At 43.2% G+C, this 16,342-nt stretch carries 16 protein-coding genes; 8 read left to right on the forward strand and 8 right to left on the reverse strand.

Annotated elements, in window-relative coordinates; all coding sequences use genetic code 11:
- Nucleotides 1–100 precede the first annotated feature (100 nt).
- A complete protein-coding gene (dinB, locus tag bslm_RS03010) occupies nucleotides 101–619 on the reverse strand; it encodes a damage-inducible protein DinB (RefSeq protein WP_046380803.1) in 519 nt (172 codons plus the stop codon).
- 168 nt (nucleotides 620–787) lie between these two features.
- Here dinB and bslm_RS03015 point away from each other — a divergent pair, with 168 nt between their 5' ends.
- Nucleotides 788–1,246, forward strand: a complete 459-nt coding sequence (locus bslm_RS03015; RefSeq protein ID WP_003242874.1) for a MarR family transcriptional regulator — start codon at nucleotides 788–790, stop codon at nucleotides 1,244–1,246.
- A complete protein-coding gene (locus tag bslm_RS03020; protein ID WP_046380804.1) occupies nucleotides 1,243–3,900 on the forward strand; it encodes an MMPL family transporter in 2,658 nt (885 codons plus the stop codon). Before bslm_RS03015 ends, bslm_RS03020 begins: the two co-directional genes overlap by 4 nt.
- A 145-nt stretch (nucleotides 3,901–4,045) precedes the next feature.
- Here bslm_RS03020 and bslm_RS03025 read toward each other — a convergent pair whose 3' ends face one another.
- Together bslm_RS03025 and bslm_RS03030 are read right to left on the reverse strand one after the other, a co-directional pair.
- Nucleotides 4,046–4,675 (reverse strand): nitroreductase family protein, encoded by a 630-nt coding sequence (locus bslm_RS03025; RefSeq protein WP_046380805.1) that lies wholly within the window; start codon nucleotides 4,673–4,675, stop codon nucleotides 4,046–4,048.
- Nucleotides 4,676–4,690: 15 nt separating this feature from the next.
- Nucleotides 4,691–5,185 carry a MarR family transcriptional regulator gene (locus tag bslm_RS03030; RefSeq protein WP_015252703.1) on the reverse strand — a complete coding sequence of 165 codons (495 nt, stop codon included), beginning with the start codon at nucleotides 5,183–5,185 and terminating at the stop codon, nucleotides 4,691–4,693.
- 310 nt (nucleotides 5,186–5,495) lie between these two features.
- On the opposite strand from bslm_RS03030, the gene bslm_RS03035 reads away from it, so the two are divergent.
- Nucleotides 5,496–6,704, forward strand: coding sequence for a Bcr/CflA family efflux MFS transporter (locus bslm_RS03035; RefSeq protein ID WP_046380806.1), 1,209 nt, complete (start codon nucleotides 5,496–5,498; stop codon nucleotides 6,702–6,704).
- A gap of 34 nt (nucleotides 6,705–6,738) precedes the next feature.
- Here bslm_RS03035 and bslm_RS03040 read toward each other — a convergent pair whose 3' ends face one another.
- On the reverse strand, nucleotides 6,739–7,476 hold the full coding sequence (locus bslm_RS03040) for a sulfite exporter TauE/SafE family protein (protein WP_041336928.1): 738 nt from the start codon (nucleotides 7,474–7,476) through the stop codon (nucleotides 6,739–6,741).
- Between the two features lie 248 nt (nucleotides 7,477–7,724).
- Between bslm_RS03040 and bslm_RS03045 the strand changes: the two genes are divergently transcribed.
- From bslm_RS03045 to bslm_RS03055, 3 genes are all read left to right on the forward strand, one after another.
- On the forward strand, nucleotides 7,725–8,399 hold the full coding sequence (locus bslm_RS03045) for a GntR family transcriptional regulator (protein ID WP_003234129.1): 675 nt from the start codon (nucleotides 7,725–7,727) through the stop codon (nucleotides 8,397–8,399).
- A gap of 126 nt (nucleotides 8,400–8,525) precedes the next feature.
- Nucleotides 8,526–9,788: a glycoside hydrolase family 18 protein gene (locus bslm_RS03050; RefSeq protein ID WP_046380807.1), complete on the forward strand. Its 1,263-nt coding sequence runs from the start codon at nucleotides 8,526–8,528 to the stop codon at nucleotides 9,786–9,788.
- 160 nt (nucleotides 9,789–9,948) lie between these two features.
- Complete coding sequence (locus bslm_RS03055; protein WP_046380808.1) at nucleotides 9,949–11,136, forward strand: macrolide family glycosyltransferase; 1,188 nt, start codon at nucleotides 9,949–9,951, stop codon at nucleotides 11,134–11,136.
- 38 nt (nucleotides 11,137–11,174) lie between these two features.
- Here the strand turns inward: bslm_RS03055 and bslm_RS03060 are convergent, their stop codons facing one another.
- Nucleotides 11,175–11,885 (reverse strand): membrane lipoprotein lipid attachment site-containing protein, encoded by a 711-nt coding sequence (locus bslm_RS03060; RefSeq protein WP_046380809.1) that lies wholly within the window; start codon nucleotides 11,883–11,885, stop codon nucleotides 11,175–11,177.
- Between the two features lie 65 nt (nucleotides 11,886–11,950).
- Entirely contained in the window at nucleotides 11,951–13,339 is a 1,389-nt protein-coding gene (gene phoB, locus bslm_RS03065) for an alkaline phosphatase family protein (RefSeq protein WP_080480994.1), read from the reverse strand.
- A gap of 361 nt (nucleotides 13,340–13,700) precedes the next feature.
- Here phoB and fra point away from each other — a divergent pair, with 361 nt between their 5' ends.
- Nucleotides 13,701–14,072, forward strand: a complete 372-nt coding sequence (gene fra, locus bslm_RS03070) for an iron chaperone frataxin (protein ID WP_038427459.1) — start codon at nucleotides 13,701–13,703, stop codon at nucleotides 14,070–14,072.
- Between the two features lie 75 nt (nucleotides 14,073–14,147).
- Here fra and bslm_RS03075 read toward each other — a convergent pair whose 3' ends face one another.
- Together bslm_RS03075 and bslm_RS03080 are read right to left on the reverse strand one after the other, a co-directional pair.
- The gene (locus bslm_RS03075) at nucleotides 14,148–14,645 is read right to left on the reverse strand and encodes a YdhH/YoaO family protein (RefSeq protein WP_046380810.1); all 498 of its coding nucleotides are present in this window, start codon (nucleotides 14,643–14,645) and stop codon (nucleotides 14,148–14,150) included.
- Between the two features lie 18 nt (nucleotides 14,646–14,663).
- Entirely contained in the window at nucleotides 14,664–15,146 is a 483-nt protein-coding gene (locus bslm_RS03080; protein ID WP_080480993.1) for a GNAT family N-acetyltransferase, read from the reverse strand.
- A gap of 82 nt (nucleotides 15,147–15,228) precedes the next feature.
- Between bslm_RS03080 and bslm_RS03085 the strand changes: the two genes are divergently transcribed.
- Entirely contained in the window at nucleotides 15,229–16,206 is a 978-nt protein-coding gene (locus bslm_RS03085; RefSeq protein WP_046380812.1) for an HD domain-containing protein, read from the forward strand.
- Nucleotides 16,207–16,342: the final 136 nt, after the last annotated feature.

Here is a 16,342-nt window from a genome sequence, read left to right on the forward strand (position 1 = left end):
AATTTCTATCTTTTTTACTAAAAAAGGATTGATGAAAAGAATTTTAATGTGATTTGGACTATTTCCCGAAAAAAGCGGCTCCATTTAGGGAGCCGCTTTTTTATGCTTTTTCAGTTTTTGTCATAAACAGGTAGAGCCCGTAATCTGTCGGTGCGGATGCGTAGCCTGCCTGCCGCAGCATTGCTGTGATATTGCCGCGGTGGTATGTCCCGTGGTTGACAACGTGGGGAAGCAGTTCGGAAACAGTTGTTTTCATGATTCCGCTTGAGGGATTTTGAACCTGGAGTGGCTTATTGAGCTGTTCTTTTTGCTGTAAAAATAGTATATAGCGCTCGGATAACCTCAGAAAAAGGTCTTCCATTTCCTCTATTTCTTTAGCCTCTGTCTGTTCTTTAAGCTGTTCAGCTAAAGCCAACGCATCGCTCAAGGTTTTGCCGGAAAACACTTCAATCCAGCCGAGATCAGAAAGATAAACATGAGACAATACATGGGATATTGACGGAAACACGCTTTGAATTTCTTGATGGTATATCTCTTTTGGAAGCTCTTTTAATCGGTTGAATATTTGTTGATTGGCCCAGACGTTATATTCATACAATTTGAATGCCAAATCTGACATGTTAAAATTCCCCCTTTCGTGTGTATAGCTTCCATTATACACGAACATGAGTTCTTATGTAGAGTGCTCGAAAATAAAATTTGTTGACATATATAGTTTAGAGGAATAAACTAATTGACATTGAACATAAAGTTTAGTGGGGTAAACTATAATGAGGAGGGGAAGATATTGAATGAACAAAAGCTATGTCAGGCGATAAACCTGTTTGTGGAAGTCCTGCTTGAAGGGACAGAATTTGTGCATCGTGAAATCAATCAGGATGTCTTCAAGCATATCTCAAGGGAACAGGCAGACCTGTTGAAAATTTTAAAAGTCAAGGGCCCAACCTCTCCCGGCAGCCTGGCCATGTACCAAAATGTACATAAGAGCGCGATCTCTAACAGACTGAAAAAGCTGCTCGAAAAGGGATTGGTTCAATGGGACGACTGTCCGGAAAAAAGTGATAGGCGCTCTAAGCTTATTAACATTACACCCAGTGGTGAACACATACTAGAAGAATTAGATTCAGCCATCTTTAACGCGCTCAAACCGCTGATTGATGATATAGATGAGGAACACTTACATTCCATCATCGAGATATTCACCATTTTAAAAAGCAAATTTAAAGGAGGAGATTCTGCCGAATGAGAGCAATCATCAAATTCAAGTGGGCAATTGCAGCCATAGTATTAGCACTTACCGTCGTTTTGAGTTTGTTTTCTCCGAACTTAACGGAGCTGGCCAATCAAAAGGGGCAGGCCCAGCTTCCCGCTGATGCTGTTTCAGAAAGGGCAAACGCCATTTTAAAACAAGCAGGAGAAGACAATAATTCGATCAGTGTTGTCTTTACATTAGACAACGCTTTAAAGAAAGAAACAGAGAATCAGCTCCGGATAATGATCGATAAAATTAAAAAGATCGACGGTGTAGAAGAGGTAACATCTCCTCTGTCAGCGGAAAAAGAAGTCAAAGACCAGTTGATGTCGAAAGACAAGAAAACCGTTCTCATGCCTGTCACGATTACAGGTTCTGATAAAAAGGCGGAAAAAATTGCGGACGAGATTTATCAAATCGTTCCTGATGACTTGACGGCATATATTACGGGAGCTTCCCTTATCAACCAGGATTTCGCTCACAGCTCAGAGGAAGGGCTTAAGAAAACGGAAGTGATCACAGTCTGCCTGATCATCGGTTTACTGTTGATCGTGTTCCGATCTGTTGTGACGCCTTTTATCCCGATTGTGGTTGTCGGTTTTTCTTATCTGATCAGTCAATCCATACTGGGCATCCTTGTATACAATGTTGATTTTCCAATCTCGACGTTTACGCAAACCTTCTTAGTCGCGATCCTGTTCGGCATTGGAACAGATTACTGCATACTGCTTCTTACACGATTCCGTGAAGAATTGGCAAACGGGCATGATAAAAAAGAAGCGGCGCTTATCGCTTACCGCACAGGGGGAAAAACCTTATTTATCAGCGGATTTGCGGTATTGATCGGATTTTCCGCCTTAGGATTTGCGAAGTTTGCGATTTTCCAATCCGCAGTAGGGGTAGCAGTCGGTGTGGGAATTTTAATGATCATCCTCTACACACTGCTACCATTATTTATGGTGACGCTGGGAGAAAAATTATTCTGGCCTTCTAAGAAAGTGCTGTCACACAGTGATAACAAACTATGGGCGTTTCTCGGCAGACACTCCGTTGCGCGTCCGTTTCTGTTCATTGTCATCACGGTGGTGATTACGCTTCCGTTCATCTTGACCTATGATGACCAGATTTCATTCGACTCAACTGCGGAAATCAGCAGCGATTATAAATCTATAAAAGCTCTCGAGGCCATTAAGGATGGATTCGGGGAAGGAAAAGCGTTCCCGATCAATGTTGTCGTAAAAGGAGACAAAGATCTTACAACAGCTGATACAATCCCCTATCTAGGAAATATCAGCAAAGCGATCGAGAAAGTTGATCATGTTGACTCTGTTATGACCATTACGCAGCCGACTGGTGAAAAAATCAAAGATTTATATATTGATAACCAGCTAGGATCGGTTTCAGACGGGCTGGATAAGACGGTAAAAGGGATTGCCGATGTCCAAAGCGGATTAACGGATATAGAAAACGGACTGAATCAAATGGCAGGGCAAACCGGCTCGGCCTCAAATGGAGGGTCTGGCGGTTCACTGGGCGATGCGGCAGATGGCTTGGGCAAAATCAATCAGCAGCTGCAGCTCGTGAGCAAACAGATTTCCCAAACCGGCAATACCGCACAGACCGTGCAGCAGCTTACGGCAATAAGCGGACAGCTTGGCCAGATTCAAACCGGCCTTGAACAAGCGAACCAACAGCTCTCAGGCCAGCAGGCACAAGCCGGAACGCTGACAGAAAGCCTGAAAAAGCTGTCCGAAGGCGTGAAAAGCGCAAATGAGGGCCTGACGAAAGTCTCTGACGGTATTACAGCTTCCAGTGATATATTAGAGGACATGAGCAAAAGTCCAACTGTAAGAGATACTGGCATATTCATTCCTGATCAAGTAATGAAGGACAAAGACTTTAAGAAGTCAATTGACCAGTATTCCTTTGCAGACGGCAAAGGTGTTCAATTAAGTGTCGTTCTGGATTCAAATCCGTACTCAGAACAAGCTATTACGACAATAAACCAAATCAAAAAAGCTGTCGCAAACGAAGTTGACGGCACTCCTTTGGAGAATGCACAGATCGTGTACGGCGGGGTCACGAGTATGAATGCGGACTTAAAAGAGCTGTCCACAACGGACTTCTCTAGAACAATGGTGATTATGATTATAGGCCTGTTTATCGTGTTAACCATTTTGTTCCGCTCAATGATCATGCCGATTTATATGATCGCGTCATTGCTGCTGACGTACTATACGTCGATATCCATAACAGAATTAATTTTTGTAAACGGCTTAGGAAACGCGGGTGTCAGCTGGGCAGTGCCATTCTTCAGCTTTGTCATCTTGATCGCGTTAGGGGTAGATTATTCGATCTTCTTGCTGGATCGATTTAAGGAAGAGGTGCACCTTGGCATTGAGCAAGGTGTCGTCAGGTCAATGAGCAAAATGGGATCTGTCATTATTACAGCTGCCATTATATTGGCCGGTACGTTCGCGGCGATGATGCCTTCAGGTGTTAATACACTGATGCAGGTGGCAAGTGTTATCATCATCGGGCTCTTGCTTTACGGCCTTGTCATACTTCCGCTCTTCATCCCGGCAATCATTGCGACCTTTGGAGAAGGAAACTGGTGGCCGTTCGGCAGGAAGAAAGGAAAAGAGTAATCGAGAGAAGAGTGATGAATGGTCATCACTCTTTTTTCATGACTAAACGACTAACTTCAGACGTGTTACCCAAAAAGATCAGACGATCAAACGGCGGCTGTACTTAAAAACAAAGAGCCCGGAAAACATTCCCGGGCTCTTTGTTTTATTTCCATTCTGCAATTGTATCAATCGGCAGACGGTAGGAAGCATAGCCTTTGTCTGCTGCTTTTCCGATAGAAAGTAGCATAACCGGTACATAACGTTCTTTATCTAATCCGAAGGTTTCCGCGATGTTTTCTTTATCGTATCCGCCGATCGGGTTTGTATCGTAGCCATGCGCGCGTGCAGTCAGCATCAGCTGCATGGAAACGAGACCTCCGTCAATCAGGATCGTTTCACGGTTGACCTGTGCCGGAAGCTTTTCAAAATGTGCGGTCAGCGCGGTGATTTGTCTGTCTTTGACCTCCTGCGGCATGTAACCAAGTTCCACAGCTTTTGAATAGATTTCTTCTAAGTAGTCTGCATTGTTCATGTCTGCAAATACAGCGATGACAGCAGATGATGTTGTGACCTGTGTTTGGTTAAAGCTTGCAAGCGGTGCGAGCTTTTCTTTTCCTTCCGGGCTGTCAATGACAAGAAAACGCCATGGCTGCGCGTTAACAGAAGATGGGGCAGTTGTTGCTTCCTCTAAGATCTCTGTCATTTCTTCTTTGCTGATTTTTACTGCCGGATCATAGTTGCGGATAGAACGGCGGCCTTTCATAATTTCCATAAAATCGTTTGTTTTGATCATGTTGATACACTCCTCTTAAGCTTCGATATTATTTATATTGTTTCGCATGCGCGCCAGCACATCAATGAGCAGGCGGCGTTCTTCTGCGCTTACATTTGCGAGCATTTCCTTCATGAAACGCTCCTTTTCCTTCTTAGAAGACTCAATTCGCTCTCTTCCTTGGTCTGTTAACCGAACAAGGGTGATGCGGTTGTCCTCAGGCTTGCGCCGCCTTGATACCATGCCTTTAGCTTCCAGCTGTTTCAGGTGTCTGGTAACGGCTGCGCTATCGATATTTACTTTCTTTTGAAGGTCGCTTTGACTGATCTCATCTGCATGATAAAGCAATGTCAGCAATTCCAAACGAGATTGGCTGATGCCCGTGCATGCCTCGAACTTCACGCCAATCACCTTGTTCACGCCTTGCAGCTGATATAAAATCTCGGCTTCCTCTGAACAAAATGACGCCAAAACCCATCCCTTCTTTCCTGTCAAAACTATTAATTGATATATCAATGATTGACACGTCAATTAATATACAACGATTGATTTCATCTTGCAAGCCATTTGCACTTTTGAACAACCTCCCAGCGCATAAAATTCGCTAGGCTAGAACTTAGCAAAAAAAGCTGGCCGTTTCTTCAGATGATGCTGATCACGATGATTCCCCGCATCATTCCCTTTATAGGTGTTCTGAATATCACTTTGCCTAGCCCGTGCTCAAGCGGCTTTCACAGGCTGAAAGTTATGATACAATATACAAATGTTTCACAGCTTCAATCCATAGTTGGAGCTGACATCCATTATATAAGGGACTAGGTTGAAGGGAAGGTTTGATAACATGCTGCACAATCCAACTGGAAAAGAACGCTTGGCACTAGCGTTTCTGCTCGGCATGCTTGCTATATTGGGCCCGCTTAATATAGATATGTATTTGCCAAGTTTTCCTGAAATCGCGGAAGATTTATCAGCAAGTGCTTCACTTGTTCAGTTAAGTTTAACAGCCTGTCTGGTCGGACTTACGATCGGCCAGCTGATTGTCGGGCCGGTCAGCGATGCGCAGGGAAGACGAAAACCGCTATTAATCTGTATTTTTTTATTTGCGTTATCTTCTCTGTTTTGTGCACTGTCACCCAATATAACAACTTTAGTGGCTGCGCGTTTTTTACAGGGCTTCACTGCTTCTGCAGGGCTTGTGCTGTCTCGCGCAATCGTCCGCGATGTGTTTACCGGAAGAGAGCTTTCTAAATTTTTCTCGCTGTTAATGGTCATTACCGCGGTGGCGCCAATGGTTGCGCCTATGACAGGCGGTGCCATTTTGCTTTTGCCGTTCGCAACGTGGCATACAATTTTTCACGTCCTCATGATCATCGGATTTTTACTAGTTCTTCTGATTGCATTGAGGTTAAAAGAAACGCTTCCGCCGGAAAAACGGATTCCAAGCTCAATCGGAACATCCGTCAAAACGATGGGCAGCCTGCTGAAGGATCGCTCCTTTATGGGGTACGCGTTAACTGTCGGATTTATTCACGGGGGAAGCTTTGCATATGTGTCTGGTACGCCTTTTGTATACCAGGATATCTACGGGGTGTCTCCGCAGGTATTTAGTATTCTTTTTGGCATTAACGGGCTGGCGATTATATCGGGCAGCTTTATCATCGGACGCTTTGGCGGAATCATTCATGAAAAAAGCCTGCTTCGTATAGCGGCCATTACGGCTATGATTGCGACGGCTGTGCTATTAACCATGACCATGATTCACGGTCCTCTTGCTACATTAGTCATATCCATTTTCATTTACATGATTACGATCGGCATGGTTCTGACCAGCACGTTTACCCTGGCCATGGAAAAGCAGGGGCACCGCGCCGGAAGTGCAAGTGCGCTGCTTGGAATGCTTCCGCTGCTCCTCGGTTCAATCGTGTCACCGCTTGTAGGCATTAATGAGACAACAGCCGTTCCGATGGGAGCCATCATGTTTGTAACAGCTGTCATCGGCTCATTAGCGTTTTTTGGATTAACGAAAGAACGAGTAGGGCAGAATTCATAAAAAACCTGACATGATGTCAGGTTTTTTGTTTTATTTAGAATAACAACAGCAGGCCTGCAATCGCCGGAGTCAAAAAGATGGCTGATTTCAAAACCACCTTTGGCATGAGGTTGGTGAATTTCGCGCCTACATAGGCACCGCACATTGTCCCGACCAGAACTTTGATCAGCAATACATAATCAACAAAACCTTCTGTGATATATCCGATGCCTCCACCTACAGCCAGAGGGATGATCACAAGCATCGTCGTTCCGACAGAATGGCGAATGGACAGATTCAGCATAATCATTAAACCGATTTGAATAAAAGGTGCCGACCCGATGCCGAATGTGCCGGAAAGAACGCCGGCTGCAATTCCTAAGATGACCGCTCTCGTATACGTTGAAAGAGTGCTTTGATTCACTTGAGCCTTCTCTTTTAAAATAAATAATCTGATTAAAATGAGAATTGCTGATAAAAATAACATTCCAGCCGTCAAATAATGAAGCAAATCAGCTGGAATAAAAGATGTCAGCTTGGCGCCGAAAAATGAGCCAACCGCAGCAAAGCCTCCGACTATTAAGCCGATTTTCATTTGAATGTTGCCCTCGCGATAGTGGCTGTATGCCCCTGATAAGCTTGTAAAAGCCATGCCGGCAAGCGAAGTGCCTAAAGCCGTATGAATCGGGATATGAAAAAGAAGCGTTAAAAGGGCAATGACAAAGCCGGCTCCACCGGCGCCAATAAAGCCTAAAATAATTCCTAGAAGAAACATAACAAGAATAATGAGCATATTTTTTCCTCCATTGAAAAGATGTAAAAATGTAATCGTGTGCTATTCTGGCGGAGGTATGGTGTCCTATTGACGAAGAAAAACACGCCGTTTTTTCAGTTGCCAGTAGTCCGTCGACCGTCGTTCAGCAAACATATCGTACCTCAAATTCTGGGATCTGACAAGGCAGTTTGTTGCTTCCCATTACCATCTGTTATATGATTTTGATGAAGAAAAGCCCTTGAATATATTCAAAAGAGGTATTATATATGGACGATTTTAAATTAGATAAGCCGACTCCCTACTACCTGCAATTTTATAACCAGCTAAAAAAAATGATCTTCAACGGGACTTTTAAGCCTGGGGAACGGATAAACGAAACACAGCTGGCGAAAAGCTTTGGCGTCAGCCGCTCTCCGATAAGGGAAGCCATGCGATTGCTTGAGAAAGATGGTTTGTTAAAAGCGGATGACCGAAATGGATTTTCGATCACGTCATTAACGGCAAAAGATGTAGATGAGATTTATAAAATCAGAATTCCGCTGGAGCAGCTGGCAGTCGAATTAGTCATAGACGAAGCGGACGAAGAAGAGCTGACCATACTCGAAAAACAGCTTGAAGAAACAGAGAAAGCGATTCACAACGGCACGGAAGATACAGAAATCATTCGTTTAAACCAAAAATTTCATGAGCTGCTGGTTGATTTCAGCCATAACAGACATTTGAAAAATTTGCTTGAGCATGTAAATGACCTGATTCATTTTTGCAGAATCCTTAATTATACCGGCGACCACCGTGCAGAAACGATACTGCGTGAGCACCGCAGGATATTTGAAGAAGTGAAAAAGAAAAACAAAGAAGCAGCCAAACAGCATGTGCTGGCTCATTTCAATCATGACTGTGAGCATTTGAAGCATGTGCTTGAAGAAGGAAAAGAGAATTGATTTGTATGATCCGGTACCAAGGGGGAGCAGAACCCTTGGTATTTTTTTATGTATTCACCACATATCTAAGAGGCCCCGTTAATAAGATTTTATGATGGTTTGACTAACGAATAATGGGGGTTAAACATGTTTATCCATATCGTCGGGCCTGGTGATTCTTTGTTTTCGATAGGCAGAAGATACGGTGCTTCTGTTGATCAAATACGGGGTGTGAATGGTTTAGATGAAACGAATATCGTGCCGGGGCAGGCTCTGCTTATCCCTCTTTATGTATATACAGTCCAACCGGGAGACACGCTTACCGCCATTGCGGCAAAAGCGTTTGTGCCATTAGAGCGACTGCGAGCCGCCAATCCGGGCATCAGCCCAAATGCTTTACAAGCGGGAGCAAAAATAACGATTCCTTCGATCTCAAATTACATTGCGGGAACGTTAAGTTTTTATGTGCTACGAAACCCAGACCTCGATCGGGAATTAATCAATGATTATGCGCCATACTCGTCTTCAATTTCGATTTTTGAATATCATATTGCACCTAACGGCGACATTGCAAACCAGTTAGATGATGCGGCCGCTATTGAGACAACATGGCAAAGACGAGTCACGCCGCTGGCAACAATAACGAACCTTACATCAGGAGGCTTCAGTACGGAGATTGTTCACCAAGTGCTAAACAATCCCACAGCGAGAACCAATCTGGTCAACAATATTTATGACTTAGTTTCCACAAGGGGATATGGCGGTGTGACAATCGATTTTGAACAGGTGAGCGCCGCGGATCGCGATCTTTTCACTGGGTTTTTACGCCAGCTGAGAGATCGCCTTCAGGCGGGAGGGTATGTGCTGACGATAGCCGTTCCTGCAAAAACAAGCGATAATATTCCATGGCTGAGAGGCTACGATTACGGGGGGATAGGAGCGGTTGTCAATTATATGTTTATCATGGCTTATGATTGGCATCATGCCGGAAGTGAGCCGGGTCCTGTAGCGCCGATTACTGAAATAAGGAGAACCATTGAGTTTACGATTGCGCAGGTGCCGAGCAGAAAAATCATTATCGGAGTCCCGCTCTACGGGTACGACTGGATCATCCCGTACCAGCCGGGCACAGTTGCTTCAGCGATTTCAAATCAAAACGCAATCGAAAGAGCGATGAGGTACCAAGCCCCGATACAATATTCAGCCGAATATCAATCACCGTTTTTCCGGTACAGTGATCAGCAGGGGCGGACGCATGAGGTATGGTTTGAGGATGTCAGGAGCATGAGCCGGAAGATGCAGATCGTCCGCGAATACAGATTGCAGGCTATTGGCGCTTGGCAGTTAACGCTGGGCTTTACACCGGGCCCATGGCTTCTGCGGAAATTTTTTACGATCAGAAAAGTGTGAAAAAAGACACCAGAGCTTGGGTGTCTTTTTTTTGATTAAGTCCAGAGCAGCAGAATAGTTCATTCATTTGTACCTTGCATGGGTTGTGTTCCCATTTTACGATTAGTAGTAGTCTGATCAAACAAAGAGTCAGAATACGATTTGAGAGGGAGTTGTCTACATGAAGACAGTATTGATTTTGAATTTTCCTGCGGAAGGCCATGTGAATCCTACCTTAGGCATTACAAAAGCGTTTTCCGATAAGGGATATGATGTCCATTATATATCCACTGAAAAATATAAAAAACGATTAGAAGCAGCGGGAGCAACGGTCCATCTTCACCGGGATCTGCTGCGAACGACACCTATTCATGTCGGTTCGCCCAATGGCATTCTTGATTTCGTGAAAATCCATATCAAAACGTCATTGGACATTTTACAGATTGTCAAAGACTTATCTAAGAGCATTGAATTTGATTTTGTTTATTATGATAAATTCGGCGCGGGGGAATTGGTAAGGGATTACTTAGATATTCCAGGAGTCTCTTCATCGGCGTCTTTCTTGTTTGGCGAGGAGCACCTGAAAATCCTGCCGCTGCATCCGGAGTCTGGAGCGCCGCTTGAATTGGATCAAGAGTGCGAAGACCTTTTGGCAAAAATGAAAGAAACGTACGGTGTTGCCCCGAAAAACCTGGTTCAATTCATGAACAATAAAGGGGAATTGAACGTAGTGTATACAAGCCGTTATTTTCAGCCGGAAAGTGATCGTTTCGGGGATGAATGTCTGTTTATCGGGCCGAGCTTTCCAAAGAGAGCGGAAAAAACAGATTTCCCGATTGAACAGCTAAAAGATGAGAAGGTCATTTATATTTCAATGGGGACTGTACTGGATCATACAGAGGATTTCTTCAACCTTTGTATTGATGCATTTTCAAGCTTTAACGGAAAAGTCGTCATCGCTGCCGGAGAAAAAGCGGACCTGACCAAATTAAAGCAGGCGCCGGAAAACTTTATCATTGCTCCGTATGTCCCTCAGCTGGAAGTGCTGGAGCAATCGGATGTTTTCATTACACACGGCGGAATGAACAGCGTAAACGAAGGCATTCATTTCAGCGTGCCACTGGTTGTCATGCCTCATGACAAGGATCAGCCGATGGTGGCGCAGCGTCTCTCTGAACTCCATGCAGGCTATGTCATCTCTAAAGATGAAGTCAATGCCCAAATATTACAACAGGCCGTAGATGAGGTTTTGCGCAACGATCAGTATACGGCAGGCATTAAAAAAATCAATCAAAGCTTCAAAGAATGTATGGACATGGAAGAAGTGATGGAGCGGATTGATGAGTTGATTCGCCAAAAAAACAAATAAGAAAAAGAACTCCCGTACCTTGTACGGGAGTTCTTGATTTAAAACTTGATTTTGATTTTTTGAGCATCACTGATTTTCTTATGGTTATGGTCAAAGACGTCACTTGTCGTGATTTCGATCCACTTGATCTCTTTTGTTTTCTTCTCAGCATCCGCGGCCTTATCATGAGCATGGCCGCTTGATGCGTTCACAATAAAGCCGAGATTTCCGGACTTTTCGGCGCCGCCTTCCAATTCGCCGTTTAACTCTTCAAGATAAATATCTTTGTTCCAATCAAAGGTTTCACCCGTATTTGTTTTCATCAATGCAATCGGCGCAACATTTACTTTTTTTGTAGAGGTGTTCTTGATATCAACGAAAACCTTAACGAAATCAAACTCTTCATCGTGTGTTAACTCATGAAAGTAATCAATCATGCTGTAGTCCGGGCGCAAGTGGATCAGCTTCATTTCTTTTACTGTTAACTCCACGTCGCCAATTTTATAGGTTTTGTTCACTTGTTTGATATCTTTTAAGACAGCTTTTCCTTTATCATCTGAAAACGTTTGGCCGACCTTATGCAATGTCCGGTCATCAGTTACCTGGGAATTAGGCTGATAATCATCTGTGCTGTCCTTCTGGGATGAAGTGCTTTGCGGCTCAGCTTTTACTGTTTTCTCCCCGCCTGCATGCTGTTTTTCAGTACTGGCGTTTGATGAGCAGCCCGCAAGCATGATAGCAAAAACGAAAATTGAAAGAATTCTTCTCATGATGATTCCTCCATTAAAAAGAGATCCCGTTACTTCATACAAGCAACGGGACACCTTGTATTCTTTTACTTATCGTTAATCTTAATGTTGTATTGTAAAGCCTTGAAAACATTTTTGGCGATTTCTGTATTATCAATTTGGCCGGCAAATGTCTCACTAGACGGACCGTATGCATAGACGGGCACATCTTCACCGGTATGTCCGCCTGTTGTCCATCCAGTGTGAGAGCGTTTATTAAAGATGTTCTCGATTGCGTTATCGATATCCAGTACTTCCTTCGATTTTGCCGCTTCTTCAACAGATTGAATTTCGGCTTTTGTTAAAGCCAATTTCTTTTGATCGATATATGTTTTCAACGTTTTTTCAACATCCGCGCCGTCAGAGATCTTTTCTGCCATAAAGTCAGGTGTGCGCTTTGCGGCTTTAATGGGTTCACTGAACCAATTGTAGATGCCGTCCGCACCGATGGAATATCCGCCGGTTGAGTGGTCAGCCGTTGCGACAACCAATGTGTGCTTGTCTTTTTTAGCGAAATCAATAGCCGCCTTATAAGCTTGTTCGAAGTCTTCCATCTCGCTCATGGCGCCGACGATATCATTGTCATGGCCCGCCCAGTCAATCTGGCTGCCTTCCACCATGAGGAAGAATCCGTCTTTATCCTTGTTTAATTTTTTAATGGCTGTGTTTGTCATATCTTTAAGTGATGGAACATCCTTCGTCCGGTCAATCTTTTTAGGTAGGCCGCCGTCAGCGAATAGGCCGAGAACTTGGCTGTCTTTGTTTTTCAGCATGTCTTTGCGATCATCCACGTAGCTGTACCCCGCCTTTTTGAATTCCTTAATCAAATTACGGTCCTTACGGTCAAAATTGCTCTTTCCTCCGCCTAGAAGGACATCAATTTTGTGCTTGCTGTTGACCATCTCATCAAAATAATCATCCGCAATTGAGTTCATATTTTTTCGGCTGTGGTCGTGTGAACCGAAAGAGGCCGGAGTGGCGTGTGTAATTTCTGAAGTGGCCACAAGTCCTGTTGCTTTTCCTTTTTCTTTCGCAGCTTCAAGCACCGTTTTGGCTTCTGATCCGTCGTTATCCACCGCTATGGCATTATTGTATGTTTTAATTCCCGCAGACATAGCCGTTGCCGCCGCTGCAGAATCCGTTACATTTTGTTCAGGATCATCGGGGTAAGTTGTTTGCTGGCCGACAAGATACTGATCAAAAGCCGTAGGCTCCACAACTTTTGTCTTTTTATTATCCTTTAAGTATCGATAAGCAGACGTATAAGACACACCCATACCATCACCAATCAGAACAATAACATTCTTAATTTCGTCTTGGTTTCCCTTTTTCTTTTCCTGGGCGCTGGCTTCAGGCACACTGCCGCTGGCTAAGCTGCTGAACGCAATTGATGATAAAACCGCGATAGGCAGTAATTTCTTCGGGAATTTTTTCAACTGGATAACCTCCTAAAAATAGATAAATCTCAATGACAACCCAATTATATTTTTAAACTGTTAAGCTAGTATTAATCGATTTTAAAGATTGGATTTACAAGAATAATGAACTGGCACCCTTAAATAATGGTTATTCTTTTATGAGAAGTTTTAGAAGGAAAGAGTGATAGTACTAAAGAAATAAATTGGAGGAATAGATACTGGCCGTGGATAGGCGGACTGAAATCTGCTATAGTCGCATAGAAGCAACCCGCTTACATCTTGAACAATTTTAAGGATTATGTTGGAAAGAGGTATTGTGTAAGTACATGTCTGAGCAGTTCATATGGAGTGGCATCATTTTATTTTAGGAGGGAACAACATGGACGTTTTTTCTGAGTATTTAGCGGGGATTGATGACCCGTTCCACCGAGAAAGAACGGAAGAGGTGTTAACTTGGATAAAAAATAAATATCCAAATTTACATACAGAAATAAAATGGAACCAACCGATGTTTACGGATCACGGTACATTTATTATTGGCTTTAGTGTTTCTAAAAAGCATTTAGCTGTCGCTCCTGAAAAAGTAACGATAGCGCACGTAGAGGATGATATTGTGAAGGCCGGATATGATTACACCGAGCAGCTAATACGTATCCCTTGGAATGGTCCAGTTGATTACACGCTACTTGAGAAAATGATTGAGTTTAATATTCTGGACAAGGCGGAATGCTCCACTTTTTGGCGAAAATGAAGGAAAAAGGCATAACATATGAGCTGTATAAAATATGTTACGCCTTTTCATTTGTCTATTTTTCGTTTTGATCATCTATTGCTGCTTTTCTTCAAACAAGGTCTTTTCATTGAGCGTAAGCTGGCTCGCAGAATAATGATTACCTTGTTTCCATTTCACTTCAATCGTAATATCATGGCCTTCAAGCTCATGTTCATCTAACCGCTCTAAAAAAGAAACGGACTTTTCTTTTGCGCTTCCATCAGAAAAAGTGCCTCCAGAATAATCATGCATCGGGATTTCCGTGTCAGAACTCAGCAGAATTTCATCATCCTTTTTTACAATCAGTGATTCCAAATAAGTGTTGTCTGTTTCATGTGGTTCACCGATCCAATAAAGTTCGCCGCTGTATTCATTCGGTGCATCTTCATTTTTTGTGAAAACAGCTTCCCAATTCTGATCTTTGCTTTCTCCCTGCCAATTCGGATACTCCAAACGAACATGATGAATCAGGTGATAGGAAAAAAAGATCAAGCAGAAAGCGATTAATGGGAATGCCGTGAAAATGAGAGGGTATTTATAATGACTGGACATAAAAAGACTCCTATTCGTTTAATCAATTACCTTCGAAAATAGAATTTCATCCCGAATCAAAATGCCGTTTTCAGCCACCGCGGGAATCTCCGGCTTGAGTCGGCGCGCTTTTTCAACTGCGTTCGGAAACACTGCGGCGAATTGATAGCCTCTCTTTTGATAAAACGCCATCGCATGTACATTATCATTCGTTGTAATAAGCTTTATTCGTTGACAATGTGCATATTTAGCCGTCTCTTCAACCTGCTGGAGTAAAGCTGTGCCGATTCCTTTATTTTCAATCATACTATCTAATGAAATAATTTCACAATCTTTCCCATCTATTGTGTATGTAATACAGCCAATGATTTCGCCGCTTTCATTTACTGCGGCAAATCCATCTAATTCATCACACCGAAAAATGCCGCTGGAAATCGCCATCTCGGGTGTACCCCAATGCTTGGCAAAAAAATCGATCAACATCTGTTTCGCTATCTCATTGTTTGGGATGATCATCATCATAACACTCCTCTATTGAAAGATTGCATATGTACTATCAATATAAACAATATATAACAAAAAAAATAGATGTTGAGGTGACGGCATGGAAATCAGCGATGTTATTTACGGGCACCACCATATAGACGGAGTGCTGGAAGAGCTTATCAAAAGCGCGCCTGTGCAAAGATTAAAAGGGATCTATCAAGGCGGAGCAAGCTTTTTAGTCAATCGAAGGTGGAATGTGACCAGGTATGAGCACTCCATCGGCGTAATGCTCCTCATCAAAAAGCTCGGAGGAACGATAGAAGAACAGATTGCAGGTCTGCTCCACGATGTATCACACACAGCTTTTTCTCATGTGGTTGACGTTGTCTTTGAAAATCAAGCAGAAGACTATCATGAAAACATCTTTCAACAAGTCATTGTTCACTCTGAAATCCCGGACATTCTACAAAAACACAGCTATCATACTGAAGAACTTTTATCTGACGATTCAAAGTGGACATTGCTCGAACAGCCCGCACCGGAGCTGTGTGCTGATCGGACAGACTATACGCTGCGTGATATGTACCGATATGGACACATTAACCTGCACGAAGCGCAAACCTTTTTGGATCATCTTATTGTGAGAAACGGAAGGATGTTTCCTGATAGTATTGAAGCTGCCGAATGGTTTGTCAGTGTGTACTACAAGGAAGTGATTGATTTCTTTTTGAATCCCGTGAATGTATATGGATATGAGTATTTAGCGCGAGCATTGAAGGCAGCGCTGCGGCATGATGTCATATCCGCAGAGGATCTGCTGAAAACGGACCAAGAGGTACTGAACATCCTGCGTGCATCAAAAAATGAAGAAGTTCTGAGCTTGCTTACATCTATTCATCCCGGCATACAAGTAATAGAAGATGACATCCAGTACGATTTCCATCAAAAGAAGAAAATGCGCCTAATCGATCCATCCATTTTTCTTGATGACGAATGGATCAAATCCTCAGATGCTTCTGAAAAGGTGAGGAAAATGGGGGAGGCCGCTTATCAAAAAGCAAAAAAAGGTGTGTATATAAAAGTCTTAAATCAATAAATGCCGCCTGACAGCGGCTTTTTTTATGTTTGGCTTTGCAAACAAAGGGGAATAGGACAAACTGCGGGAACGCATTATGAGAATATCAGCGTATTTACATACCGTTCGGGGGTATAGTATTATCGAGAGGGCATGT

Source organism: Bacillus sp. LM 4-2 (genome assembly GCF_000978495.1).
GTDB classification, from domain to species: Bacteria; Bacillota; Bacilli; order Bacillales; family Bacillaceae; genus Bacillus; species Bacillus subtilis.